Source organism: Paenibacillus sp. FSL R7-0297 (assembly GCF_038009025.1).
Classification (GTDB): Bacteria; Bacillota; Bacilli; order Paenibacillales; family Paenibacillaceae; genus Paenibacillus_AQ.
Genome location: NZ_JBBPAQ010000001.1, coordinates 2,166,183 through 2,189,813 on the forward strand (window position 1 = coordinate 2,166,183; position 23,631 = coordinate 2,189,813).

The window sequence follows — 23,631 nt, forward strand, 5'->3', positions numbered from 1 at the left end:
CGGACACAAAGGCGAACGCTGCCGCTTCTCCACATTCATTCCGTTTTCTCCGCTGTTTAAGCGGTAGCCAGACCTGCACACAGCACTCAAAGAGCAAAAGCCGCGTTAGACACCGTCTTCCATGGGGGAGGAGAGCAGAAAAGCCAGTCTCCGTGTATATGGAGACTGGCCAAAGCGGAGGGAGTTCTCTGCGTAGCTAGAGACTGGCTTGGTGTTCCACCAAAGCGTGAGAACATCCACCAAAGCTGAGAACAACCACCAAAGCGTGAGAACAACCACCAAAGCGGGAGGGGTCTTCGTGTACTGGAGACTAATCTTGTACAAAATACAACATTCCAGCTCAATATGCGCCAGCTAAGCGGGGATTGTTGTATGAAATGCAGCATTTTGCTTCATTCTAGCGGCTAATCGCGAGGGAAGCGGGAACAGGAACAGGAGCTGGAAATAGTACTGCTACAGCAGAACTGCCGTAAATGCCAGCATAACCCGAACCCCCCGAACTCCCGGAACATTAATGAGTCAACTATCTAAGCATTCTTCGAACGCCGGTAATCCGTAGGCGTCGTACCGAAGCTGCGCTTGAACATCCGGTGCAGATAAGAGCTGCTGGTGAAACCGCAGCGCTCGGCAATGGTAGTTACCGGCAGGTCGGTATTCTCCAGCAGGGCGCATACCTCGCGCATCCGCACCTCCAGCATGACATCGACGATACTGTTCATGGTCTGCTGCTTGTAAAGGCGGCTGATATAGATCGGCGACATATCGAGCTCATCGGCAATCTGGTTGAGGCTTAGGTTCGGCTTCATGTAATTCTCGTTAATCTTGTTATTAATCTGGCAGATCAGATCATGCTGCTTGGAGTTCTTCTTCTCGTCCAGCTGTTCGCGCAATGCAGTGAAGAGAGTGGAGAAGGCTTCCTCCAGCTCCTCAATGGTCTCAATGGATTCCAGGCAAGGCAGTCCGCTGATTCCGTCATTTTGTAAACGGTTACGTTTCTGCACAGTATTCGCGATTTCCCTGACCGTCACGCTGAGTCTGGATACTGTTAACTGCACCGTCTGGAAGGGGAAGGCTTCCGTCTCCCGGATAATGCTGTTGAACTGCTCGGCGGCGTCCTCCAGTTTACCGCTGAGCAGCGCGTCGGCCAGTTTCTTTTCCTTGTCGGTGGGATAGTGATAAGTGCTGGACTCAAGAGCGCATATGTGCTGGGCGTTAATAATACAGCCATGTCCGTAGAACAGGCGGTGATTCGACGCTTCCCGGACTTGCTTGTAGAGCTGGTGCAGCTGGCCAGCGTTACGGTCAATATGACTGTAGGTAAGCGTAAGACTTAGCTTCAGATAATCGGAGCAAGCCTGCTGGATCTGCCGGAGCAGCGCCTCAATCAGCCCGGTATCCGTATACTCCACGGGATCGATAATGTTCAGCAGCACAAGGATGCCGTCATCGTTCATATCAACAGTCTCGACGCGGTACGTCTGGCCACAAATTTCCGAAGCGATATTCATAATGGCAAACTTCGAGGCCAGCAGGTAGGAAGAGCGGGCTTCCCTGAACTCTTTGTAGTGATCAATCCTTAGCAGGATCAGGCGGAAATCATCATTGAAGGTGAAATGAATTCCAAGCTGGCGCAGCTTCTCTACCTGCTGAATAGACTGCAACGGCTTGAGGCCGAGAATGAGATCACGCAGTGTATTTTGCCGGATCATGAACATGCTGTCACGTTTCTCCGTTTCAAGAATGTTCATCTCGCTGACAATCCGGTCAATCGGCAGATAGAGGCTTCTGGACATGATCCAGGAGAGGCCTATGCCGGCCACCAGAACAAGTGCTGCAATGAGCAGGGTGGTGTTGCGGATGTTGTTGGTCTGCTCTGTAATGATGTCGTAGGGCGTAATCCGTACATACTGCCAGCTTAAGTCATCCGGTGCAGTATAAGAAATCAGCGAGTTCACGCCTCCGAATGACCCGATGAAATAACCCGCCTCCTGGCCTTTGATCCGTTGTTCGATCCATCCGGCTTCCTCAGGGGAGAGCTCCTGCTGCTGCAGGCTGTTGCCGGACAGGAAAGCCCCCTGATCGTCCAGAATGTAAGTGGCGCTGGCAGAATTAATCGGACTGGTAATCTCCTTATTGATCCAGGGGGCAGAGATGTTAACGATTACCGCAGAGTTGATGGCCCGGTCCCAGCCGATGGCATCCAGACACAAAAAAGTATAAGCACGAACCTGGTCATTCTCCCGCGCACCATTGGAATACACTCTGGGAATCGGTGTGAAGGCCTTGTAGTCCTGATAATGGCCCAGGATATTAAGAATAGAGGTGTCTACCAGCTCTTGCTCAGTAAAGACACCGTTCTGCCCGTGGGAAGAGGCAATATACAGCTGTCCGCTTTTGGGATTATAGACATATATGGACTCAATATAAGGCATGGAGCTTAAATAATTGCCCAGCTCGGACATGGCTGCCGTGACATCATAGATATCAGGCTTATCGTAGAAAACGATTTTGGAGATCGTACTGTTGCGGTATATTTGAAAAGAAAGCGATTGCGCAGCATCGGTCATGTTAACGACTTCCCTGCTGGTCTGCGTGAGGTTACCGAGGTCCGACTGGAAAGCCTGCTTCTTTTCCACGCCGATATAATAGTTGTAATAGATGATGGTGGAGACAAGAAAAGTTAAGGAGACGCAAAGCGTAATGCTGGCTAATAATCTGCTGTACAGTGCTCTTTTATTACCAATCTTGTTCAGTCTCATATAAAGCCCCCTGTCTCACTGTGTACTCTGGCGATACCGTCCTGTCTATATTGTTCATAGAACAATTATAAGCTTCATAGCATGAACGGGACAGTGGAACAAGATTACAACAGTGAACAGGCTTGATAATCCTGCAGTGAACAAATGCAAGATTTGTGTACAAAAGCTACCCGGGAAAGCGGATGGTCAGCGGTAGGGAGCCTCACGGTGCGGCGGATATACGGCTGCAGCAGGTTCGGTAATCTGCATCATCAGCGGGGTTACCTTGAAGCCGTTGACCGGGGCCAGATCCTGCGAGCAGGAGGAGAGGGCGACGATCACATCGGTCAGCGCCAGGAGCGCAACGTAATCGCCGGGCCGGGAGAGCGGCTCTTCGATTACGTAGTCGAGATTCTCATCCAGCGCATTGTTCATGAACCAGTTAATGGGATCGGGCAGCTCCTTGTGACCCAGCTGATATTTGTGCAGCGCCTTCTGCAGGTTGTCATGGCAATTCGGATGCTCCTCCAGCCCGAAGTCGATCTTATAACGGTAATAGTCGCACGCCGGGAAAAAGAAATCATGCTTCCCTACGGTATCCTTCGTAAGCTGCATCAGCGGTCTGCGGCGGTTGCTGTAGAGGCCGTCGCCGGGCTTGAGCCTTATACTGCTGAGCGATGATCTCATATGCACAGGGGAGACATGCTCGTCAGGGTCCTCAGCATTATAGCAGACGAAATCGCCCACCTGCTTGCCCTCGGTATCGATGATGTAGAGCGTCTGGCCTTTGCGTACGTGTGCACTTCTTCCCTCGTAGGCGGGGACGAGAATTTCTTCAATTACCTTGTCGGTGGTCATGGTACATTCACCTGCCTCATTTACTTATTCTATGAATACCGCGACTGCACGGACAGGGGAGCCGGTGCCTCGGCGGATCCGGAGCGGAAGTCCGAAATACAGGAAACGCTTCTGGGCGATCAGATGCAGATTGCAGAGATTCTCGGTATTGGTCATCCGGTACTCACGGCAGATCAGGTGGCCGGAAAATAGCGGGTCCAGCGGATTGTCGATGGAGGGTGCATCAATGCCGATGTTAATGATCCCCTGCTTCGCCAGCCATCCCGCCGCTTCATAATCCAGGCCGGTATAGCGGGTCAGCCATTCTTCAGTGCCGTAGGCACGGTTATAATGCCCAGTGTACAGCAGGACGATATCGCCTTTATCCAGATGGAGGTGGTCTTTGCGCAGTGCCTGTTCCAGATCAGGCCGGGTAATGTAGGCGTCCGGTGAAATATGGGAGAGGTCCAGGCAGACAGCCGGTCCGTAAAAATACTCCAGCGGCATCTCATCAATCGTCGGCCCATGCGGATCATATTCGTAAATCGCATCGCTGTGGGTAGGGCCGTGCTCGTTAATCAGCAGATTGTTCGTGGCAAACTCGAAGCCGAGCCTGCGGCGGCTCTCTTCGTGACTCATATTGGGGAAGATCATCGTCTTCTGATGCGGCGGAAAGACCGGCATTCCCTGGTAGATTTCCTGGGAAAGATCTATCACTTGAATGCCCATAAGAGGTGCTCCTTTCACAGGGGAATTAGTTAGTTGCGTAACTGATGACCGGCTGACCGGCTCCGGATGTTAGGCGAGGCTGACGTGCGCAGCGGCAGGATGCAGACTCAGCCTGACGGCAGACGCAAGGGCTGCGGGCTCAGGCGAGCGGCGGCAGCACGGTGAAGGCATCGGCGTCGATCAGGCCAACGTCGGTGATTTTCCAGGCCGGGCTGGTGACCAGCGACAGGAAGGAGAGATGCATGAACGGCACATGCAGTGTACAGCCCAGCTCCTCGCGGGCCAGCCGGTGCAGCTCGGCAATTCTTGCGCTCATCTCTTTGCCGGTCAGCTCATCGGTCATCAGTCCGCCGATGCGCAGCGGCAGATCGCCGACCACCTTGCCGCCTTCAATCATGGCGATGCCGCCGTCCATCGCGATAACCCGGTTGACCGCAGTCACCATATCGGCGTAATTGGTGCCGGTGACGATAATATTATGGGTGTCATGGGCCACGCTCTCTGCAATGGCCCCGGCCTTCAGCTTCATGCCGCGGACGAAGGTTTTGCCGATCTTACCGCTGCGGCCATGCCGTTCTACGACAACCAAGGGCAGCAGATCGTTCTCGACAGAGGGCTGCACAACGCCATCCTTCACGGCAGCGGTGTAGATGCCGGAGCCGGTCAGATTCTGGTCGGGGATGACCTCGATGACGCGGACCCGGACGGTTCCTTGGGCACCTTCAGCGGAGAGCTGAAGGTCAGCAAGCTTAACCGGCTTGCGCTTCACAGACTTTTTGACAGAGTCTGGATAGATATAGGAGGGGATCTCGCGCGTCAGCTCGCCATCACTGGCAACCTTGGCTCCGCTGATATAGACTTCGGCAATGGTCATGTTCGTCAGGTCGCTGATGACCGCGATATCGGCCTTCTTGCCTGGGGCCAGCACGCCGATATCCTGGAAGCCGAAATGGGTGGCCGGATTGATCGTGGCCATCTGAATCGCCTCAACCGGATCAATACCGACGGCAATCGTCCGGCGGATGATATCATTCATATGGCCGTGCTTCAGCAGATCCTCCGGCACCATGTCGTCGGAGACCAGAATGGCCCGCCGGGAATCCATACCTTCCTCGGTGATTGCCCGGATGCACTCCGCCATATTGCGCTGCGAGGAGCCTTCGCGCATGAATACACTGACCCCGTAGCGCAGCTTCTCCATCATTTCTTCCTTGGTTGTTGTCTCGTGGCAGGAGATATGGCCTCCGCCGCAGATGATATGGGCAGCCAGCTCCTGGCCGAACAGGCCGGGGGCGTTGCCCTCAATGCTTTTGCCGATAGCCTTGGCATAGGAGACGGAAGCGAGCAGATCATCGATCAGGTAAGGAGCGTTGCGGTATACGGGATGGACATTGCTGAACCCCTGCAGTTCACCGATTCCCTGAACATGGTCGTCATTCAGCAGTTCCTGCATATCCTTGGAGCCGATATCTGCGCCTGCGGTCTCGAGGCCGGGCACATCGGGTGTAAGGCACGGGACGGTGAACAGCACGCGGTTCGGCAAGGTCTTCGCTTCTTCAATCATGGCCTTCATTCCGGGAACGCCCAGTACATTGCCAATCTCATGGGGATCAGCCACCAGCGTGGTTGTTCCGGTTGGAATCGACAGCTTGGAGAACTCAGTAACCGTCAGCATTGCACTTTCAAAATGCATATGTGAATCGATGAAGCCCGGACTGATGAATTTGCCGCGCATATCCTCTACTACTGTGGAGGGGCCGATCAGTTTATCAGCCTCGCCGACAAGCAGAATCCGGTCACCTTTAATTGCTACATCCCCGGGGTAGATCTCCCGGGTGATTACGTTGATAATATAGCCGCCCTTCAGCACCAGGTCGGCATGGAGCTGGCCGGATAGCAGCACATCAATCATCCGTCGCCGCTGAATCGCATCTTTGATATCGGTAGTCAGCATCATCTACAATCCTCCTGCTCTGGGACAATCCACACTATCTACGATTCCGACAATTGCGGCATCTATAGGGGCATTTGGATGCGTTGACGCCCTCGAAGCCACGCTGCCCACTGCATAGATAATGGTCTCCCCGATGCCTGCGCCAACGGTGTCGACAGCAATAATCAGCTGTCCGGCAGGCGTCCCGTCAGGGAGAATGGGCTGTACGATCAGCAGCTTGGCTCCGACGAGATTCTCATCTTTTCGCGTAGCCACAACGTGTCCAGTAATGATTCCCAGCTTCATGTGATGGTCACCTCTTCTATTCAAATCCTGCATGATTAAGCTCAATTCCATATTGCCGGGCGGTGTCCCTGGCCAGGGGAGTAATTACTGCCGGGCTGTTCAGAGTGATGGAGGTTCTGCCCAGCTTGGCTGCTGCGATGATATCCTCCTCGGTCAGTACCTGCCTCCTCAGCGGGGCAGAACCTGCAGACAGCCAGCTTAAGGCATCGGACGGTGCCAGTAGTCTGATCCCATAGCCGGATATTGCGGTCACCATGCTGCGCATTTTCTCTTTCAGCAGCGGACTGGCCTGAGATAAACCCTGCTCGCTCCAGCGGTAATGCTCCGGCTCCGCTCCAAGAGTAAGCGCGCCCACGGGCTTGCCGGCACACAGGTTCTCAACAATCAGTCTCACGAAGGGATGCCCGGTATCCAACTGAACGAGCCGGGACAGGAATGACAGCGACAGAACAGGGATCAACAAGGCGTCGGCATCGGCAGGGGAGAGTTTATCGGCCTGCCCCGGGTGGATCAGGTCATCTACTCCGGTTTGGCGTGCAAGTTCTCCGGCGTTATTTGTCCCGAGCAGCTGATCTTCTGCCCATAAGCGTAGCCTGAGTTTCTCCGTACTTAAGCTCCGCAGCGCAGCGTAACCTTCCTCCATACCAATGAAATGGCCGGCCAGCAGCACCAACACCCGGGGATATTCCTCATTCAGCGCTGCCGTTCTGGAGCGGTATGACAATCCCAGCAGGGCATTCTCTGCAACTGTACTATGCCGGCTGTCCATGGGAGTATTTATTCAATACCCTTAGAGAGCAAGGCACGTTCTACTTCACTGTGCGGACGGGGAATGACATGAACGGATACCAGTTCACCGACCCGTTTGGCAGCGGCGGCTCCCGCATCCGTAGCGGCTTTTACGGCGCCTACGTCCCCGCGTACCATAACCGTGACCAGACCAAAGCCTATTTTTTCATACCCGCAGATTTCCACGTTTGCTGCCTTCACCATGGCATCGGCTGCTTCAATTGCGCCTACCAGACCTTTAGTTTCGATTAATCCAAGTGATTCTCCCATTCTAAAAAACCTCCAATAATTTAGTTGTAATTCAAAAATGCCCTGCCGGAAACGAGACACGCAGTAAGTGGATAAGACAGATAGACAGGCGGACGGATAGATAGACGAACAGATAGTTAGTTAGGTAGGTAGATTGGTAGACAGATAGATAGGTTGATTGTTAATGCTTATTCAATTTCTGGCAGATCCGGAGCAGTGGTACTGGCACTTCCGGCAGTTCCGGTTTGGTCGGTTTGATCAGCTTCGGCAAGTATGGCAGATGCGGCAGATTTGGCTCCGTCTGATGTAGTTCCGGCGTCTGTCGTCTTGGAGTCTGCGGGCAGGCCCGGAAGGAATCTGGCCAGTATTTTGCTGTTTACATCTTCATGGGTCTTGGCGATGACATGGGCGGAAATGACTGTGCCTATCCGCTGGGCTGCCGCTTTGCCAGCATCCACCGCAGCGCCGATTGCAGCGACATCACCGCTTAAATGAATGGTTACGCCGAGTGAACCGCCGACACCGATAACCTTCTCAACCGCAATCAGCTGCACATCCGCCGCTTTCAAGGCTGCATCTGCGGCGGAGACGGCGGTGGTATATCCAAGAGTCTCAATTAATCCGAGTGCCTGCATCACCGGCACCTCCTTTGTTATTAATGGGCTTAGTCTTTAGGGATGCTTGGGCGACAGGGCAGGATTGCTTTTTCAGAGTTGCTGCTAGTCAGCAAAGCGTGTGAACCCTGGCAGCACGCTTGCCATCTGAGCGGGGGTTCCGCTGATTATGCAGTAGCTGCGCTCGGCGCGGAGGCTGAGGCCTGCATCCGGGCAGCTGCCGAGCAGCTGTTCCGCGAGGCCGATGCTGCTCCAGCGCGAGGCGGCATCGATTACGGCAATGGCCTCCTGCTGGCCTGCAGCCAGATGCCGCCGAAGCAGCGGACCGGGCTGCAGGCTCGTGTATACCCGAACCCGGCGGGTGGAATCCCGCTGCAGGATTCCGGTGAGCTCTATCAGCAAGCGGTCCAGTTTGAAGGAATCGTTGCTGAACAGCCTCAGCTCAAAGCTCCCGCCGCTGGCGCCCCACTGGATATCTGCTTCCAGAGCAGGGTCACTGCCCAGCAGTTCTTCTGCGGCGAACAGCTGGCCCGGATGGCAGAGAGGAACGCTTAGTATGCCTGCCGAGCTGTAGCTGCGGCCGGCAGTGCCTAGCAGCGTGCGGAGCCTGCTGCTGATTACCGGGAATAGCCAGGCATCCATAGTTCCATCCCGGATGAGGGGGACTGGAATGTCTGGTGAAGCAGTGTTCCGGTCATATGACACTGCCAGTGAATCCATCGTCCGGGTGGGGCCAGCCCCCGGGATACCGCCGGACCGGCAGGGAATATCTCCGGTTGAATTCTTGCCCGAATGCTGAGTACCGGCTGGAATCGAAGCCTGCCCGCTCCCGGAAGATTGCCTGCTCCCGGCAGGCAGGGTGCGCAAGAGCAGAGGGGACAGATACCGTTCGGCAAAGCTCCGATGATCCCCAGGCACATTGACTGCCGGGGATCGTGCCGTATTTGGGTATGCTGCCTGCTGCTCTTGAAAAAGGTGCGAGGTGCGGAGCTGTGCAGCCGCATCCGCAGCCGGCAACCGGGCTGGAGTAGGGGATGCGCCGGGCAATCCGTGTGATTGGTGTGATCCTAGTGATTCTCGTGATCCCGGTGACCCCGGTGACCCCGGTGACCCTGTCGAGCCGGGATCACCGGGCAGACCAAACAATGCGAGCCGCTTCCCGGCCTGCTCCTTCTGGTAATTGATCCGCTTGATCCCGCCCGGTGGTTTCGGGCAATCCACGGGACTGCTGCAAGTGTCCAGGCAGTCCGACCAGTTGCCCGCTGAACAGGAAGGGCCGACTGAAGCAGAAGTCGAAGCCGGAACGGGAATGGGAGCAGAAGAAGGTGCCGGTGCCGGAGCTTCAGCAAGGACGGGAACAGGTGAAGTAACGGTAACGGGTGAAGTAACGGAAGTGAGAGCAGCAGCAGGGTGATTTCGCTCCAAAACCTCGGCAACAATGCTCTTCATGAAATTGGACAAGGGAAATCACCTCCTAAACTAGGTATTAATGCGCGCAGTATAGGTTTCCTTCAGACAACTTTTCAGACAACTTGGGATCGTGTTGTTCACACGCAGAGAAGTGCTGCCAAACGGAAAAACGTCCACTAATCATAGGAAGAGTCCTAAATAGCGTGCAGTACAAGCTAAACTTTAAAGACACTAACGAAAATCCTACACGAAATACAACATTCTCCTCGTGAAATCGAGCGTAATCCGGAATTGTTGTATAAAAGGCAACATTCCTCCCGTATTCAAGCTGCTAAGCGGGGAATTGTTGTATTTCATACAACAATCCTTACAAGTTCCCTAGTATCGGGGTATCTAAGTTGTAAAACGTACAACTTTTTGGCCAGTACTTACAGATGTGCTTACAGTAGCTGCTAGGAGATAGTACTCACAGATGTACTTAAGTTAGCTCGCTTCGCTGCCGGGCCGCGGGCCGCAGAGTAACGCGTTAGTCCTTGGGTGGAGTGCCACGTGTAGTTGTATAGCCAGCGTATCTCATGGCTGTATACATACAGCGGCAGAACCGTTTCTTGCAGTCCTTGCTACCCGTCCGTATAACCAAGGCTTGCTCCGGTCACCGCTGATTTGCTGACTTTTAGCTATAGTCTAGGTGCATGCATATAGTTCTATAATTCAATCCATCTACAGCAGCATCCGCGCCAGATCCGGGTGCGGCCGGGGGATAACGTTGGAGGAAATCAGCTGTCCCCCCGTCCGGGGATAAGCGGCGATACCGGCCTCCACGGCCGCCTGGACTGCGGCGACATCGCCTTCGACGATAACCGTTATAAGTCCGGAGCCGACACGCTTGAAATCGACCAGCTTCACATTTGCTGCCTTGCACATCGCATCCAGTGCTTCAAGGGCCGGAGTTAGTCCCCGGGTCTCGATCAATCCGATCGCTTGCATAATCCACCTCCTGCTAAGCTAAATTGTGTATCCATGGATCCGGCTTCATCGTCTATAAATAACTCGCCAGTTCAATTTCCTCCTGGCCGGGGATGGAGGTCCGCCGGTAATGCTCCGCTTCAGCCAGCGGGAAGGTGGCGTCGATGCCCATTTTGGCGGTGACGCCGCGCAGGTTGTGCGAGGGCTCAAGCGGAGAACCCTTTGCTCCAGTGACAATGAAGGTGTCCAGGTCAGCCTGGACACGGGTGGCGATCGCCCACTCCACATCAAGCGGGTCCAGCAGGTTGACGTCCTCGTCGACAACGACCACATGCTTGAGGTCCTTGTCGCTGGCGAAGGCGGCGAGCAGGGCGGTTTTGCCGTCGCCCTCCTGTACCTTTCGGATACGGATGACCGCATGGTAGCGCCCGACGCCGCCCATAGTGATATGAACGTCTGTAACACCGGGGACGACCTGGCGGACGGAGCCCAGCAGGGCAATCTCGCGTGCAATGGCCATCGGCAGCTTCTCTTCGTAGCTGGCCGGGAGGATGGTCTGCCAGACCGGATTGTTCCGGTAGGTGACAGCGGAGAATTCGACGACCGGCTGCTCGGTGCGCGGGCCGTAGTAACCGCCGAGTTCGCCGAACGGACCCTCCGGTTCGCGGACCCGGGGAAGAATCCGGCCCTCGAACACAACCTCGGCTTCTGCCAGGACTTCAAGATCGATCGACTTGCAGCGGACGACCGCAAGCGGCTGGCCGAGCAGGGCAGAGGCGACCTCCAGCTTATCGGCATGGAACAGGTGGGTGCTGACCTGGGAAGCCAGCACGACGGCCGGGACGATGCCGAACATGAATGCCGCCTCCATCGGCTCGCCGCGTTCCTCGAATTCCCTGTACTGCTGGAATAATTCAGGGGAGGAGATCAGGATGCTGGTCCGGTTGCCGTCCAGCAGCTGCATCCGCCGGATGGAGGTGTAGCGCTTCTGCCCGTCCGCGCCTTTGACGACCATCACCCCGGAGACATAATAAGCTCCGCTGTCCAAGGCGTTATAGGTGCAGACCGGAAACAGCTCCCGCAGATTAATCCGGCTCGTAATGACGTTGTCGTGTACCGGAGCCTGCTCCTGGTTCTTCGTAGGCAACGGATGAACAACGGCCTCGATCAGCCGTGGCAGCAAGTCTTCCGGCTGAATGCCCATACTCTCGGCGAGCAGCTCTTTGGAGCCTCCAAGACCGGCTGCCATCGGGACGGAATAGCCTTTTACCTTCTGGAAGACCATAGGCTGCCTGCCCTTCACGGCCTTAATCACGGCCCCAAGCTCAAACTTGGGGTCCACCTCCTTGCGGACCTTCAGCAGTCTGCCGCTGCGTTCCCAGTGCTCCAGCAATTGCCGCATATTCATGAATGCCATCCAGGCTGCACCTCCTTCACCTCGTTCATTGTTGAACTGCTCGCCGTTGTAAGCTTCAGCGGGCCTTGACTCGCGCACCTTCCAAAAAAGGGAATAAAAAAAGAAGCCGCAGACATAGAGAAAAAAGATTCTCTAAATCGCGGCTTCCTTCATTCTGTGAACAGAAATGGGGCAAACCTTATATTGGGGCAGCGGATCTGGATATAATCGGGATCAGCCGGTATAAGTCATCATCACGTAAGCTTAAGTTCCATTATAGTGAAAAAAAGCAAAAAGTAAATGACTAATGTTATATTACATGACCTTACTTCTGATGCGGAAGGTTCGCGGGGAGAGTCCGCTCTCTCTTTTGAACATATTGCAGAATTGGGCATCATTGACGAATCCGGCAGCGGAAGAGACCTCGGAAATATGCATTTGGGTATGCAGCAGCAGAGATTTGGCATAATCCAGGCGCTTCAGTACAAGATAACGGTGCGGGGAATGTCCAAATCTTTCCTTGAACAGATGCCGGAAGCGGTCGTAGCTATAACCGGACATTTCTGCCAGAGAGGACACGGAGAGCTTATGGCGGTAATGCTCATTCATATAATTCAGCACATACTGCATCTGATCCTCTGCCGGGGAATGGAAATCCGAGGCGGCGAGCAGCCGCTGCAGATACACGGTAATTTCGCTCATTTGCAGATTCAGCAGCTCGGCGAACCCGTCACGCTTGCGCTTGAATTCTGCATTCATCCGCTGCAGGGTCTGCAGTACGGTATGTTCCTTATCATCGTCAAAAACGCCGGATAGCGTATTGATAATCGGATTGCCGCAGTGGAAGCCGACGAACAGCACCTCCGGGCTGGGCTGATGATTCTCGTCATGCTTGAAACCCGCCGGAATCAGGCCAAAGGTGAAGGGCCGGAAATGATAGCTGCGCGGTCCAATGCTGCAGGTCCCATGACCATGGATATAATACACAAGCTCGAAACATTCATGCTGATGCGGGGGGATATACGTATTTGCTTCATGCTCTGCATTTACAATATATAGAACACGGTCCATGATGAGCCTCCATTTATCGTCATTTAGCCGAATCGTACAAAAAGATGACCGAAAATATATAAATATTTATCTTTTCTTTTGTTATGATCTTATCAATTAAACCGAAGATTCTCAACTGGACTGGCCATCTTGTTCGGATTTATGCGGTTTTTTTGAGAAATGTAACATGTAATGTTTGTTTTTCAAAGTAAATTGCTTGTTTTCAGAATTTCAACAGTCTTTTATTCATGCTGCCCGATGCTATCCGTCAGACAAAACGTGTAATTGGAACTTTATGCTATTTTATGAGCGTTGATCTATTACAAACAGGGGTGTGAACTTAGAAAATGAAAAAGAATATACTCGCTTTATTACTGATGACGGTTATGGTACTGGTCACTGCATGCGGAAACAACACGTCAGGTAATGGAAATACGGTCAACTCCGGAACGAATGCTGAAGGCGGAGAGGCGGCTGCAGGGGACAAGCTCAAGGTTGTGCTGCTTATTCCGGGAACGCTAGGCGACAAGTCGTTTTTTGATGCGGCGAACAGCGGCCTGCAAAAAGTGAAGGACGAGCTCGGCGCGGAAACGAAAGTGGTTGAAATGGGCGCCGACAAGACGAAGTGGGAACCAACTTTTAATGATATCGCTGCCGAAGATTGGGATGTTGTCATCTCGGGCGGCTCGGAAATCACGGAAATGTTCAATGCAACAGCAGAGGCGAATCCGGATAAAAAATTCATCAACTATGATACGGACATCGAGGAAGCACCTGAAAATATGTACAACATGTCCTATTCGACCAATGAGGTCTCATTCCTGGCAGGGGCGGCAGCGGCACTTGCTACCCAGTCTGATATGCCAAACGCCAACCCGGAGAACGTAATCGGCTTCCTGGGCGGGATGGATATTCCCGGCATTAATGCCTTTCTGGTGGGTTACATCCAGGGGGCGCAGTATGTTGATCCTGATGTGAAGGTAGCGGTATCCTATGCCGGAGATTTCGTGAACCCTGCCAAAGGCAAGGAATTATCGCTGATCCAGTACAATTCTGGTGTGGATATTATTTTCAACGTAGCCGGCGGTACGGGACTGGGAATCTTTGATGCAGCCAAGGAAAAGACAAAGTATGCCATCGGTGTCGATTCCGACCAGGCGATGCTGCTGAAAGATACCGATAGTGAGAAGGCAAACCTGATTGTCACTTCCGCGATTAAAAAGATCGATATGGCTATCCTCGGCGCAGTGAAAAAACTGCAGGACGGGACGCTTGAGATGGGCAAACGCGATGTGCTCGGTTTCGTTGAAGACGGCGTAGGGATTGCAGAGAATGACATATACAAAGACGTATTCCCGGCAGATCTGCAGGCCAAGGTGGAAGAAGTGAAGCAGAAGCTGATTAACAAGGAAATTACGGTCGACAATGCAATGGGCATGGAAACCTCTGAAGTCGAAGCGATCCGCAATGCCGTGAAGCCTTAAGACGATTGATCAAAGATAGCTTTATATAATGAAATTGGCTTATGCAGCTCTGCAGTTGGAGGCTCTTCCCTTGGGGAGAACTCCAGCTGCCTATTTTTGCAGACCACCCAAGTTGAAAGGCGTTGATGACCCATGGCAAATGCTCTGCTGGAAATGCGGGGAATCACCAAAGTATACCCGAACGGCGTTGTTGCCAATAAGGATGTCGAATTCTCCCTGCGGGAGGGCGAAATCCATGCGATTGCGGGTGAGAACGGAGCCGGGAAATCGACTCTGATGAAGATCATGTTCGGCATGGAGGAGCCGAGTGAAGGCGCGGTCTATATCCGGGGAGAACAAGTGAAGCTGCAGTCCCCGCAGGACGCAATTGACCGCGGCATCGGCATGGTTCATCAGCATTTCATGCTGGTGCCTTCTTTTACTGTGGCCGAAAATATGGTGCTGGGCATGGAGCCGCGAAAAGGTGTGGGCTTCAATGCTGGCGAAGCGGTGCGTCTGACGGAGGAAACGGCGCGCAAATATAACCTCTCGGTAAACGCCAGGGCTAAGGTGGAGGATCTGTCGGTCGGCATGAAGCAGAAGGTGGAAATTCTGAAGGCGCTGGTTCGCGGGGCCAAAATCCTCATCCTCGACGAGCCGACCGCTGTGCTGACTCCGCAGGAGACAGAGGAGCTGTTCCGCGAGCTTCAGCAGCTGAAGGAGCAGGGGCACACGATTGTGTTCATCTCGCACAAACTGAAGGAGGTCAAAGCAATATGTGACCGGATCACCATCATGCGAGGCGGCAGAAGCGAAGGGGTCTTCGAGACCCGCGAGGTGACAGAGCAGGAAATATCACGGCTGATGGTCGGCCGGGATGTTGTACTGAAGTACGACAAGAGCACTATCCCACATGGCAAGCCGGTGCTTACGGTGGATGGGCTGAGTGTATCCGACAGTCTGGGCAAAGCACTCCTCGCAGAGATTAGCTTCTCGGTCCGTGAAGGACAGATTGTCGGCATTGCCGGTGTTGAGGGGAACGGACAGACGCAGCTGATTGAAGCGCTGACCGGCGGTCTGCGCGGCGTCTCCGGCAGTGGGGCGGTAAGTGTAAAAGGGACGGATATCCGCGGGCTGGATATTCTGGGCATCCGCAGCCTGGGCGTATCTTATATCCCGGAGGACCGGATGCGGCAGGGCTCCGCCGGAGAAGCCAGTATTGCCGACAACCTGATCTCTACGCGGTACCGTTCGAAGGACATGAATAAGGGGCTTTTTCTCCACAGCTCCAGAATTGCTGCTCTGGCGTCTTCGCTGGTGGAAGAATTCAAAGTGCGCTGCTCCGGTCCTCAGCAGCCGATCGGCATGCTGTCGGGCGGGAATATGCAGAAGGTAGTCGTTGCAAGAGAGTGCTCTACGAATCCGCAGCTGCTGATCGCCGAGCAGCCGACACGGGGTGTCGATATCGGTGCTGCACAATTCATCCATCAGAAGCTGCTGGAGCTGCGCTCGGACAAATGCGCCATAGTTCTGGTATCTGCCGATCTGAATGAAATTCTGGAGCTGAGCGACAGTCTCCTTGTGATGTACGAGGGGCAGATCGTTGCGTATTTCGATAATCCTTCTGCCGTGAGTGAGGAAGAGCTGGGACTCTATATGCTGGGCATTAACCGGCAGGACAAAGAGCAGACCGGGAGGGCATTAAATCATGTTTAGAGCAAAATACTTTGAGGCGGTCCGGACGGCAGCGGTTATTGTCATTGCGCTGATTATCGCATTCCTGATCATCTCGCTGGTCAGTGACCAGCCGCTCAAGACGATTGGCATTTTCCTGCTGGAGCCGTTCTCCACCAAGGGGCATATCGGCAATGTCATTGAGATGGCCATTCCGCTGATGTTCACCGGCCTTGCCGTCTCGCTGCTGTTCCGGGCCAATATGTTCAACCTGGGGGCAGAGGGAATCTTTTATTTCTCCGGTGTCGTGGCCTCTGTACTAGCGATTCATCTCAGCCTGAACAGTTGGCTGCATCCGTTGGTGGCGATATTAGCAGGTTCTATCACAGGGGCGCTGCTGTCAGCCATTCCCGGAATTCTCAAAGCGAAGTGGAACGCCAATGAACTGGTGACTTCGCTGATGTTCAATAATATCCTGTTCGGAGTGGGGCTATACCTGCTGAACTATCATCTGCGGGATGCCAAGGCCTTCGCCAACGTCTCGTTTAAATTCGAGAAAACTGCGCAGCTGAGCAAGCTTTTTGCAGGCACACGGATTCATACCGGACTTATTATTGTATTGGTGCTGATTGTACTGGCCCATCTGTTCCTCTACCGGACCAAATGGGGCTATGAGCTGCGGATGACAGGCGTCAACCGGGAGTTTGCCCGGTACTCTGGCATGAAGACTGCCAAGGTTATCATTCTCGTGCATCTGATCGCCGGGTTTATTGCCGGGATGGGCGGCTCGGTGGAAGTACTCGGGATGTACAGCCGCTTTCAGTGGACGTCTTTGCCGGGCTACGGCCTCGATGGTGCCCTGGTGGCGATGCTGGCCAAGAACAATCCGCTGTCTGTCATTGTCTCTGCGCTCTTCCTGGCCTATATCCGTATTGGAGCCGATCTGATGGCGCGGCTGTCCGACGTACCCTCCGAGATGATCTCGATCATTCAGGCTGTGATTATCCTGCTGATTTCGGCTGAGCAGTTCCTCAAGTTCTGGAAGAACCGCATGCTGCTGAAGGAGGCGAAGGAAGCATGAACAGTCTGCTGGATGTCATTCTGACGACGGATTTTGCCTTCTCTGTACTGCGTGTGACCACACCTATCCTGTTCGCTGCACTGGGAGCACTCATCTCGAACCGTGCCGGAATCATCAACATCGGGATGGAAGGGATTATGCTGGTCTCGGCTCTGGCCGGTGTTATTGTCAGCGCCTATACGCATAGCGCCTGGGTCGGGCTGCTGGGTGCGGTATTGTCGGGAACGCTGATTGCCGGGATTTTGGCCTTTTTCACCTTGAAATTCAAGACGCATATCATTCTAGGCGGTGTGGCGATTAATATGTTCGCCTCAGGCGGAACGGTGTTTATTCTGTATCTGCTCAGCGGGGACAAGGGTTCATCGACCTCCCTTGCGAGTAAAGTGCTGCCGAGTGTGCAGATTCCGCTGCTGAAGGATATTCCGGTGCTAGGTCCGATTCTGTCGGGACACCACATTCTGACCTACTTCTCGATTCTGTCTGTGCTTGTGGTCTATTATCTGCTGAACCGCACCCCGCTGGGGCTGCGTATCCGCTCGGTAGGCGAGAATCCGCATGCGGCCCAGTCGGTTGGAGTCAGCGTGGTCCGGATCCAGTACACGGCGCTGCTGCTCAGCGGCTTCTTCGCCAGTCTGGGCGGAGCCTACATGTCGATGGGCTATTTGTCGCTGTTTACCCGTGATATGGTGGCCGGCCGGGGCTGGATTGCGATTGCTGCAGAATCCATGGGCCGGAGCACCACCGTAGGAACAGCGCTGACCTCGCTGCTCTTCGGCGCCGCCGATGCGCTCTCCAATGCCCTGCAGGTGCTGAAGATTCCGGCGGAGCTGATCGCTACGCTTCCTTACGTGGCGACGGTAGTGGGGCTGATTATATACGCGGTCTCGGAGACCCGGAAGAAGAACAAGAAGCTTAAGACTACTACGACCAAATAGTTGAGGCTATGAGGGCAGCCTAGTTACTATCAACCACAATAGGAGCAGTTTCAATTTCGTTTTAGATTAGAAATCAACTTACAAGGGAGCGACAACGATGCCAACACCTATCATAATCGACTGCGATCCGGGGCATGATGACGCGATTGCCATTCTGCTTGCGCTGGCTCATCCCGGGCAGCTGGAGATCCGGGGCATTACCACGGTTGGTGGCAACCAGGTTCTGGATAAAATCACCGATAATGCACTCAAGGTGCTCAGCTTTGTAAATGCCGATATTCCCGTTGCCAAAGGAGCGGCGGCACCGCTGCTCGGCAAGCTGGTAACCGGAGAAGCAGCACATGGGGAGTCCGGCATGGATGGCCCCGCGCTTCCGGCGAGCCGCTTCAAGCCGGTGGAACAGGGAGCGGTAGAATTCATGCTGGATATTATACGGTCTTCTGAAGAGAAGATTACCCTGGTGCCTACAGCCCCGCTGACGAACATCGCCCTCCTGATTACTGCTTATCCGGAAGTGAAGGACAGAATTGAGAAGATCTCCCTGATGGGAGGCGGGCTCGCCTATGGCAATGTGACCCGGACGGCGGAGTTCAACATATATGTCGACCCGGAGGCGGCACGGATTGTCTTTGAATCCGGAATTCCCATTGTAATGAGCGGACTGGATGTAACGGATAAGGCGGCGATATTTGAAGAGGAGATTCAGGAGCTGAAAACCCGTGGACCCGTATCCGTAATGGTCGGAGAGCTGCTGGATTTCTATTCGATCTACGGCAAAAAGATGGGTTATATCGGCAATGCGCTGCATGACCCGTGCGCGATTGCCTGGCTGCTGCATCCGGAGCTCTTCGAATCGGAGCATCTGCATGTAACAGTGGAAACCGAAGGGAAGCTGACCCGGGGGATGACTGTAGCTGACCGGCGCAAGAAGCCGGAGCAGCCTGCCAATACAGAGGTGCTGCTCGGTGTAGACCGTGAAGCTTTTATCAAGCTGCTGTTTGATTCACTGGAGCGGTTAGACCGCGGGTCCCTGCCTGCGGCGGGAGAATTGTAGCGGATGGCAGGCTGGGAACGCCTGCAGGAGACGGTGCGGCTGGAGCTGCAGCAGCGGATAGAGGAAGGCTGCCAGCCAGGGAGTCTGGCAGAGAAGCTGGCTGCTGCCGGAAGTGATGAGGGCAAGCTCATGGAGGTATACCGGGAGCTGATGGCCCTTCCGGTGGGCGCCGACTTTCCTTACGAGGAGCCTTCGGATCTGGCATCGATCAGACGGCTGCGCCCCGGAGGTCTGCGTAAGCTTGCGGTGAATTGGACACCGGAAGAGTGGAGGGACAGGTTCTATGGAGCCTGGCTTGGCCGGAGTGTAGGCTGTGCGCTGGGCAAGCCGCTGGAGTATTGGGATTATCTGTACGGAAAGGACGGCCGTACCGGCTGGGAGAACATCGAGCTGTGGTTCCGCGGTGCCGATGCCTGGCCGATTACAGGGTATACACCTGAGTACTCTACGGCACAGGCTGAATACGGCCTGGGCTTGAGCGACTGGTCCTTCACCAGTACACGCGAGAAGATCACCTACATGGAGAGTGACGACGATATCCGTTATACCGTCCTTGGCCTGATGCTGCTGGAGCAAAAGGGGCTGGACTGGGACTCCTGGGATATCGGCAAGCTGTGGCACGGGCATCTGACCTACAGCCAGGTATGTACAGCAGAAACACAGGCCTATATGAACTTTGCCGGCGAAACCTCCCATCTGCACGGTGAGAAGCCGGAGGATTGGCCGCTGCGGCAGGAGCGGGTGCGCATGCATCTGAATCCGTACCGGGAATGGATCGGGGCGGCCATCCGTGCGGACGCCTTGGCCTATGGCGCGGCCGGGAACCCCGAGCTTGCGGCGGAGCTGGGCTGGCGGGATGCCTCCTTCTCCCATGTGAAGAACGGGATCTACGGCGAAATGTTCAATGCTGCAATGATCTCTGCTGCATTCGCGGGCCTGGATAATGAAGAGATTGTAGAGATTGGGCTGAGCGAGATACCGCAGACCAGCAGGCTGACCCGGGATGTGCGGCGGGGTATGGAGATCGCACAGCAGGCAGGCAGTGAGCGCGAGCTGGTTAGCACACTATGGAACGAGTTCAGCCATTATGACCCGGTGCATACCAATAACAACGCCGCTATCGTTGCAGCTTCGCTTATATACGGCGGCAATGACTTCGAGAAAGCCGTGGTTACCTCTGTCTCTGCCGGGATGGATACAGACTGCAATGGTGCCACAGTCGGCTCCATTATGGGAGCGAAGCTGGGCGCAGCCCGGCTTCCCGCCAGTTGGACCGCACCGCTGAATGATCTGCTGTACGCGGATCTGCCGGGCTTCCACCCGATTGCGATTTCGGAGGTTGCCGAGCGGAGCTATCAGGTGTTCCTGAAGATCCGGGCAGAGCTGGGAGAATAGGATTATTTCTTACAATATTGTATCTCAAAAAAACAGGGAAGCCCGCAGCCATGCCACACAGGCTGCGGGCTTCCCTGTTTCGGCAGAAGGCCGGCACAGCCCTCCTAAGCTTCCCCCCAGCGCTTCATCAGCTGATGATCAATCCCCAGCGCGTCTAGAACACGGGCATTCATGAAGTTCACCAGCTCCCAGATCTCGGTCGGATGATTGTAAAAGCCCGGCGAAGCGGGCATGATATCCGCTCCCGCCCGGGCAATCCGCACCATATTCTCCAGATGAATCAGATGGAGCGGGGTTTCGCGCGGAACGATAAGCAGCCGCCGCTTCTCCTTGAGCACCACACTGGCTGCCCGGCTAAGGAGTGTATCCCCCATGCCGTTAGCGATAGCTCCCAGCGTATTCATTGAACAGGGAATAATCACCATCCCATCTGTCTTGAAGGAGCCGCTGGCTACAGGAGCGAACAGATCTGTATTGGACAGCACAGTGGCATATCCGGCCAATTCCTGCATATCCGCACCACACTCGTATTTCATCACATTCTCTCCGGCACCTGTGGCGATGACATAGGTTTCGATCCCAAGCCGGTGCAGGCTGCGGATCAGGGAGTAGGCGTAAATGGAGCCGCTGGCTCCGGTAATGCCGACAATAATTTTCATGGCGTATGCTCCTTTGAAATGAAAAGAAGCCGCTGAAATAGAGGGATCCTCTAATCAACGGCTTCCTTCAGTCTGTAAACAGAAATCTGGCGAGCCATAGGCGTAGTCAGCGCATCAGGATACAATCCGGATGCAGCCGGTTATAAGATAAGAAGGTACATGCTTCGCTTCATCGAAGCCAAAGCCCCGCTTTGTGGGGGGATCTTGTTATTCACTGATAATGATCGTGCTGGCCCACCCTGTGCCCGGATCATAATCCCGGAGTACACCGGTGACAGGCAAATCCAGCTCATCGGCTAGCTTCTTCCGGAAGATCCGCTTGAACTCCTGATGGAGCGCAGCATCCACCGACTGCTTCAGCTCGGGATAGTTCTCTTCCAGTGCCCGCAGCGCAGTTACCCGCTGATGCTTCACCAGAAAGAGGATCATCGATTCGCCGGCGGCATCTATTCTCAGCTGTGTGACACCTACCCCATACAGTTCCCTATGCACTTCATTGTAGCAGCGGGAGAGGCGCTTCTTGAATTCATTGGAGGATAGAAGACTGTTTACCGTCAAGCATATCACTTCCCTGTGTGAGATAATGCCGGATAATCAATAAAATTAACCCTAATTATAGAGAATATCCGCAAAAAGTAAATGATCAATGTTACTTTATATGACTCCGGTATCTGATTAAGTTGTAATTCACATCATTGAACTTGTATGTTAGCATTATTTGTAATTCATTTACTGACAAAATTTAGATTCGGGGATTGGAGCGAGGCTCATGCTGAAAGTCATGATTGTTGACGATGAACCGTGGGTGCTTGAAGGACTTAGGACGATGGTCGACTGGGAGAAATCCGGTTACGAAGTATGCGCCGAAGCGCTTAGCGCTGTGGAGGCCCTCCGGTTAATTCAGGAGCATAAGCCGGACCTGCTGCTTACGGATATCAACCTTCCCGTAATGAACGGACTCGAGCTGATTGCTGCCGTGAAGGAAGTGATGGACCACCCGCCCAGATTCGTTATTCTGAGCGGATACGACGATTTCAACTATGCCCGCATTGCGCTGCGCCAAAAGGTGGATGGTTATCTGCTGAAGCCGGTCGATGATGAAGAGATCGGGGCGCTGCTCTTGAAGATCAGAGCCATCATCCGAAATGAAATCGCTTCCAAGAATGAGGGCCGCAAGAAGCAAAGCTTCCTGGTCCATAATCTGATCAACCGGTTCATTCAGGGGGAATGGAGCGAAGAGCTGGGGTGCGCAGCGGATAGGCTGATGGATCTTCAGCCTGAGACAGAGCTGCAGTGTATCCTTACTGCTGCTGTATCAAGCACAATAAGCCTGAATGAAGGGGATGGGGAAGGATTCCCGGGTGAGCTTGGCTATGTCTTTCAGGACCCAGCGGGCAGGCCGGGTCTTATTGTGCGGTGTGCGGGGATGTCCTCCGAAGCCATTGAGGCAGCCGCCGCCCAGGTACAGAGGGCACAGTCGGAGAAGCTTGGCGTACCTGTGGCCGTACTGATCAGCGGCAAGCGGAGAGGGGCGGGCTCTATCCAGGAACTGTACACACAGAGCCTTGAGGTCTGGGGATTGAAGTGCCGCCGGGAGAAGGGGGGGATCTTCTACTATAATGACCTGGGAGCAAAGGGCCAGTCCCTGGAATTAGCTGAAGGGCACTTCACCTGTGTGCTGGAGAAGGTCAAGGCAGGCGAGACTGGGCAGATTCAGAGTTGTGTCAGGGAAGCATTCGCTGCCATTACGGCCAAGCCGCTGAGGATTGATGCAGCCCAGGCCGAGGTGGCCCATCTGGAGATGACCTTATGCCGGAGCATCGCAGAAATGCAGGGAGATCCCGACCGAATCATGAATGCGATGCGGACGGAGTATGGCGATCTGGGCGGACTCGCCGATTATTACAGGCTGAGTCTGTATGTGGACAAGCTCTGCCTGCAGGCAGCGGCTTATCTGGCTGAATTACGGGCGGATAATGAGGGGGATACGATCTATAATGTTATTCAGTACGTGGATCTTGAATTCCGGAGTAAGCTGCAGCTTCAGGATATTGCCAAACAGTTTCATATGAATTCGGCTTATTTGGGCCAACTGTTCCGTAAGGAAACGGGCCGGAGCTTCAGCGATTATCTGAATGAGAAACGAATTGAAGCGGCCAAGAGCCTGCTTAAGCGCACCCAGCTCAAGATATCGGATATCGCACTGCAGGTGGGCTTTTCGAATACGGATTATTTTATCGACAAGTTCAAGGGGAGGGTTGGGTCTTCACCTTCAGTCTACAAGAATGCCAATAAGAACAAGCAGCTATGAGATAACCCCACAAAGTGGGGCTTTGGCTTCGAAGGTTACTCA

At 54.2% G+C, this 23,631-nt stretch carries 21 protein-coding genes; 7 read left to right on the plus strand and 14 right to left on the minus strand.

Annotated elements, in window-relative coordinates; translation table 11 throughout:
- Nucleotides 1–527: 527 nt before the first annotated feature.
- From MKZ24_RS09570 to MKZ24_RS09625, 12 genes are all read right to left on the minus strand, one after another.
- Nucleotides 528–2,759, minus strand: coding sequence for an AraC family transcriptional regulator (locus MKZ24_RS09570; protein WP_042239653.1), 2,232 nt, complete (start codon nucleotides 2,757–2,759; stop codon nucleotides 528–530).
- A gap of 186 nt (nucleotides 2,760–2,945) precedes the next feature.
- Complete coding sequence (locus MKZ24_RS09575; RefSeq protein ID WP_340782390.1) at nucleotides 2,946–3,596, minus strand: urea carboxylase-associated family protein; 651 nt, start codon at nucleotides 3,594–3,596, stop codon at nucleotides 2,946–2,948.
- A 24-nt stretch (nucleotides 3,597–3,620) separates the two neighbouring features.
- Entirely contained in the window at nucleotides 3,621–4,304 is a 684-nt protein-coding gene (locus MKZ24_RS09580) for a cyclase family protein (RefSeq protein ID WP_340782393.1), read from the minus strand.
- Between the two features lie 139 nt (nucleotides 4,305–4,443).
- Nucleotides 4,444–6,261, minus strand: coding sequence for an adenine deaminase (gene ade / locus MKZ24_RS09585; protein WP_340782397.1), 1,818 nt, complete (start codon nucleotides 6,259–6,261; stop codon nucleotides 4,444–4,446).
- Nucleotides 6,262–6,543, minus strand: coding sequence for a EutN/CcmL family microcompartment protein (locus tag MKZ24_RS09590; protein ID WP_042239647.1), 282 nt, complete (start codon nucleotides 6,541–6,543; stop codon nucleotides 6,262–6,264).
- 16 nt (nucleotides 6,544–6,559) lie between these two features.
- Entirely contained in the window at nucleotides 6,560–7,312 is a 753-nt protein-coding gene (locus tag MKZ24_RS09595) for a hypothetical protein (protein ID WP_042239646.1), read from the minus strand.
- 8 nt (nucleotides 7,313–7,320) lie between these two features.
- On the minus strand, nucleotides 7,321–7,602 hold the full coding sequence (locus MKZ24_RS09600; protein WP_019908484.1) for a BMC domain-containing protein: 282 nt from the start codon (nucleotides 7,600–7,602) through the stop codon (nucleotides 7,321–7,323).
- Nucleotides 7,603–7,769: 167 nt separating this feature from the next.
- Nucleotides 7,770–8,216, minus strand: a complete 447-nt coding sequence (locus MKZ24_RS09605) for a BMC domain-containing protein (protein ID WP_340782419.1) — start codon at nucleotides 8,214–8,216, stop codon at nucleotides 7,770–7,772.
- Between the two features lie 84 nt (nucleotides 8,217–8,300).
- Complete coding sequence (locus MKZ24_RS09610) at nucleotides 8,301–9,656, minus strand: hypothetical protein (RefSeq protein WP_340782422.1); 1,356 nt, start codon at nucleotides 9,654–9,656, stop codon at nucleotides 8,301–8,303.
- A 669-nt stretch (nucleotides 9,657–10,325) separates the two neighbouring features.
- Entirely contained in the window at nucleotides 10,326–10,592 is a 267-nt protein-coding gene (locus MKZ24_RS09615) for a BMC domain-containing protein (protein WP_042139963.1), read from the minus strand.
- Between the two features lie 52 nt (nucleotides 10,593–10,644).
- Nucleotides 10,645–11,988: a UbiD family decarboxylase gene (locus tag MKZ24_RS09620; protein WP_340782426.1), complete on the minus strand. Its 1,344-nt coding sequence runs from the start codon at nucleotides 11,986–11,988 to the stop codon at nucleotides 10,645–10,647.
- 294 nt (nucleotides 11,989–12,282) lie between these two features.
- A complete protein-coding gene (locus MKZ24_RS09625; RefSeq protein ID WP_042239640.1) occupies nucleotides 12,283–13,038 on the minus strand; it encodes a helix-turn-helix domain-containing protein in 756 nt (251 codons plus the stop codon).
- Between the two features lie 326 nt (nucleotides 13,039–13,364).
- Between MKZ24_RS09625 and MKZ24_RS09630 the strand changes: the two genes are divergently transcribed.
- The 6 genes from MKZ24_RS09630 to MKZ24_RS09655 all read left to right on the plus strand — a co-directional run bounded on the left by MKZ24_RS09630 (nucleotide 13,365) and on the right by MKZ24_RS09655 (nucleotide 20,619).
- The gene (locus tag MKZ24_RS09630) at nucleotides 13,365–14,501 is read left to right on the plus strand and encodes a BMP family ABC transporter substrate-binding protein (protein ID WP_042239639.1); all 1,137 of its coding nucleotides are present in this window, start codon (nucleotides 13,365–13,367) and stop codon (nucleotides 14,499–14,501) included.
- 132 nt (nucleotides 14,502–14,633) lie between these two features.
- Nucleotides 14,634–16,196, plus strand: coding sequence for an ABC transporter ATP-binding protein (locus MKZ24_RS09635; protein WP_042239637.1), 1,563 nt, complete (start codon nucleotides 14,634–14,636; stop codon nucleotides 16,194–16,196).
- A complete protein-coding gene (locus MKZ24_RS09640) occupies nucleotides 16,189–17,235 on the plus strand; it encodes an ABC transporter permease (protein ID WP_042239635.1) in 1,047 nt (348 codons plus the stop codon). The genes MKZ24_RS09635 and MKZ24_RS09640 overlap by 8 nt, the downstream gene beginning before the upstream one ends.
- A complete protein-coding gene (locus tag MKZ24_RS09645) occupies nucleotides 17,232–18,170 on the plus strand; it encodes an ABC transporter permease (RefSeq protein ID WP_042239634.1) in 939 nt (312 codons plus the stop codon). The genes MKZ24_RS09640 and MKZ24_RS09645 overlap by 4 nt, the downstream gene beginning before the upstream one ends.
- Nucleotides 18,171–18,267: 97 nt before the next feature.
- Nucleotides 18,268–19,224, plus strand: coding sequence for a nucleoside hydrolase (locus MKZ24_RS09650; protein ID WP_042239632.1), 957 nt, complete (start codon nucleotides 18,268–18,270; stop codon nucleotides 19,222–19,224).
- Nucleotides 19,225–19,227: 3 nt separating this feature from the next.
- Nucleotides 19,228–20,619, plus strand: coding sequence for an ADP-ribosylglycohydrolase family protein (locus tag MKZ24_RS09655; protein ID WP_340782434.1), 1,392 nt, complete (start codon nucleotides 19,228–19,230; stop codon nucleotides 20,617–20,619).
- Nucleotides 20,620–20,723: 104 nt separating this feature from the next.
- Here MKZ24_RS09655 and MKZ24_RS09660 read toward each other — a convergent pair whose 3' ends face one another.
- Together MKZ24_RS09660 and MKZ24_RS09665 are read right to left on the minus strand one after the other, a co-directional pair.
- Complete coding sequence (locus MKZ24_RS09660) at nucleotides 20,724–21,278, minus strand: UbiX family flavin prenyltransferase (RefSeq protein ID WP_042239629.1); 555 nt, start codon at nucleotides 21,276–21,278, stop codon at nucleotides 20,724–20,726.
- A 207-nt stretch (nucleotides 21,279–21,485) separates the two neighbouring features.
- Complete coding sequence (locus tag MKZ24_RS09665; protein WP_042239628.1) at nucleotides 21,486–21,836, minus strand: hypothetical protein; 351 nt, start codon at nucleotides 21,834–21,836, stop codon at nucleotides 21,486–21,488.
- A 211-nt stretch (nucleotides 21,837–22,047) separates the two neighbouring features.
- Between MKZ24_RS09665 and MKZ24_RS09670 the strand changes: the two genes are divergently transcribed.
- Nucleotides 22,048–23,589 carry a response regulator gene (locus tag MKZ24_RS09670; protein WP_340782437.1) on the plus strand — a complete coding sequence of 514 codons (1,542 nt, stop codon included), beginning with the start codon at nucleotides 22,048–22,050 and terminating at the stop codon, nucleotides 23,587–23,589.
- The last annotated feature ends 42 nt before the right edge of the window (nucleotides 23,590–23,631 follow it).

Excerpts from the sequence above, each read along its gene's own strand:
- MKZ24_RS09570 (WP_042239653.1), bottom strand. The coding sequence starts at position 2,759 with ATGAGACTGAACAAGATTGGTAATAAAAGAGCACTGTACAGCAGATTA.
- MKZ24_RS09575 (WP_340782390.1), bottom strand. The coding sequence starts at position 3,596 with ATGACCACCGACAAGGTAATTGAAGAAATTCTCGTCCCCGCCTACGAG.
- MKZ24_RS09580 (WP_340782393.1), bottom strand. The coding sequence starts at position 4,304 with ATGGGCATTCAAGTGATAGATCTTTCCCAGGAAATCTACCAGGGAATG.
- ade (WP_340782397.1), bottom strand. The coding sequence starts at position 6,261 with ATGATGCTGACTACCGATATCAAAGATGCGATTCAGCGGCGACGGATG.
- MKZ24_RS09590 (WP_042239647.1), bottom strand. The coding sequence starts at position 6,543 with ATGAAGCTGGGAATCATTACTGGACACGTTGTGGCTACGCGAAAAGAT.
- MKZ24_RS09595 (WP_042239646.1), bottom strand. The coding sequence starts at position 7,312 with ATGGACAGCCGGCATAGTACAGTTGCAGAGAATGCCCTGCTGGGATTG.
- MKZ24_RS09600 (WP_019908484.1), bottom strand. The coding sequence starts at position 7,602 with ATGGGAGAATCACTTGGATTAATCGAAACTAAAGGTCTGGTAGGCGCA.
- MKZ24_RS09605 (WP_340782419.1), bottom strand. The coding sequence starts at position 8,216 with ATGCAGGCACTCGGATTAATTGAGACTCTTGGATATACCACCGCCGTC.
- MKZ24_RS09615 (WP_042139963.1), bottom strand. The coding sequence starts at position 10,592 with ATGCAAGCGATCGGATTGATCGAGACCCGGGGACTAACTCCGGCCCTT.
- MKZ24_RS09620 (WP_340782426.1), bottom strand. The coding sequence starts at position 11,988 with ATGGCATTCATGAATATGCGGCAATTGCTGGAGCACTGGGAACGCAGC.
- MKZ24_RS09625 (WP_042239640.1), bottom strand. The coding sequence starts at position 13,038 with ATGGACCGTGTTCTATATATTGTAAATGCAGAGCATGAAGCAAATACG.
- MKZ24_RS09630 (WP_042239639.1), top strand. The coding sequence starts at position 13,365 with ATGAAAAAGAATATACTCGCTTTATTACTGATGACGGTTATGGTACTG.
- MKZ24_RS09635 (WP_042239637.1), top strand. The coding sequence starts at position 14,634 with ATGGCAAATGCTCTGCTGGAAATGCGGGGAATCACCAAAGTATACCCG.
- MKZ24_RS09640 (WP_042239635.1), top strand. The coding sequence starts at position 16,189 with ATGTTTAGAGCAAAATACTTTGAGGCGGTCCGGACGGCAGCGGTTATT.
- MKZ24_RS09645 (WP_042239634.1), top strand. The coding sequence starts at position 17,232 with ATGAACAGTCTGCTGGATGTCATTCTGACGACGGATTTTGCCTTCTCT.
- MKZ24_RS09650 (WP_042239632.1), top strand. The coding sequence starts at position 18,268 with ATGCCAACACCTATCATAATCGACTGCGATCCGGGGCATGATGACGCG.
- MKZ24_RS09655 (WP_340782434.1), top strand. The coding sequence starts at position 19,228 with ATGGCAGGCTGGGAACGCCTGCAGGAGACGGTGCGGCTGGAGCTGCAG.
- MKZ24_RS09660 (WP_042239629.1), bottom strand. The coding sequence starts at position 21,278 with ATGAAAATTATTGTCGGCATTACCGGAGCCAGCGGCTCCATTTACGCC.
- MKZ24_RS09670 (WP_340782437.1), top strand. The coding sequence starts at position 22,048 with ATGCTGAAAGTCATGATTGTTGACGATGAACCGTGGGTGCTTGAAGGA.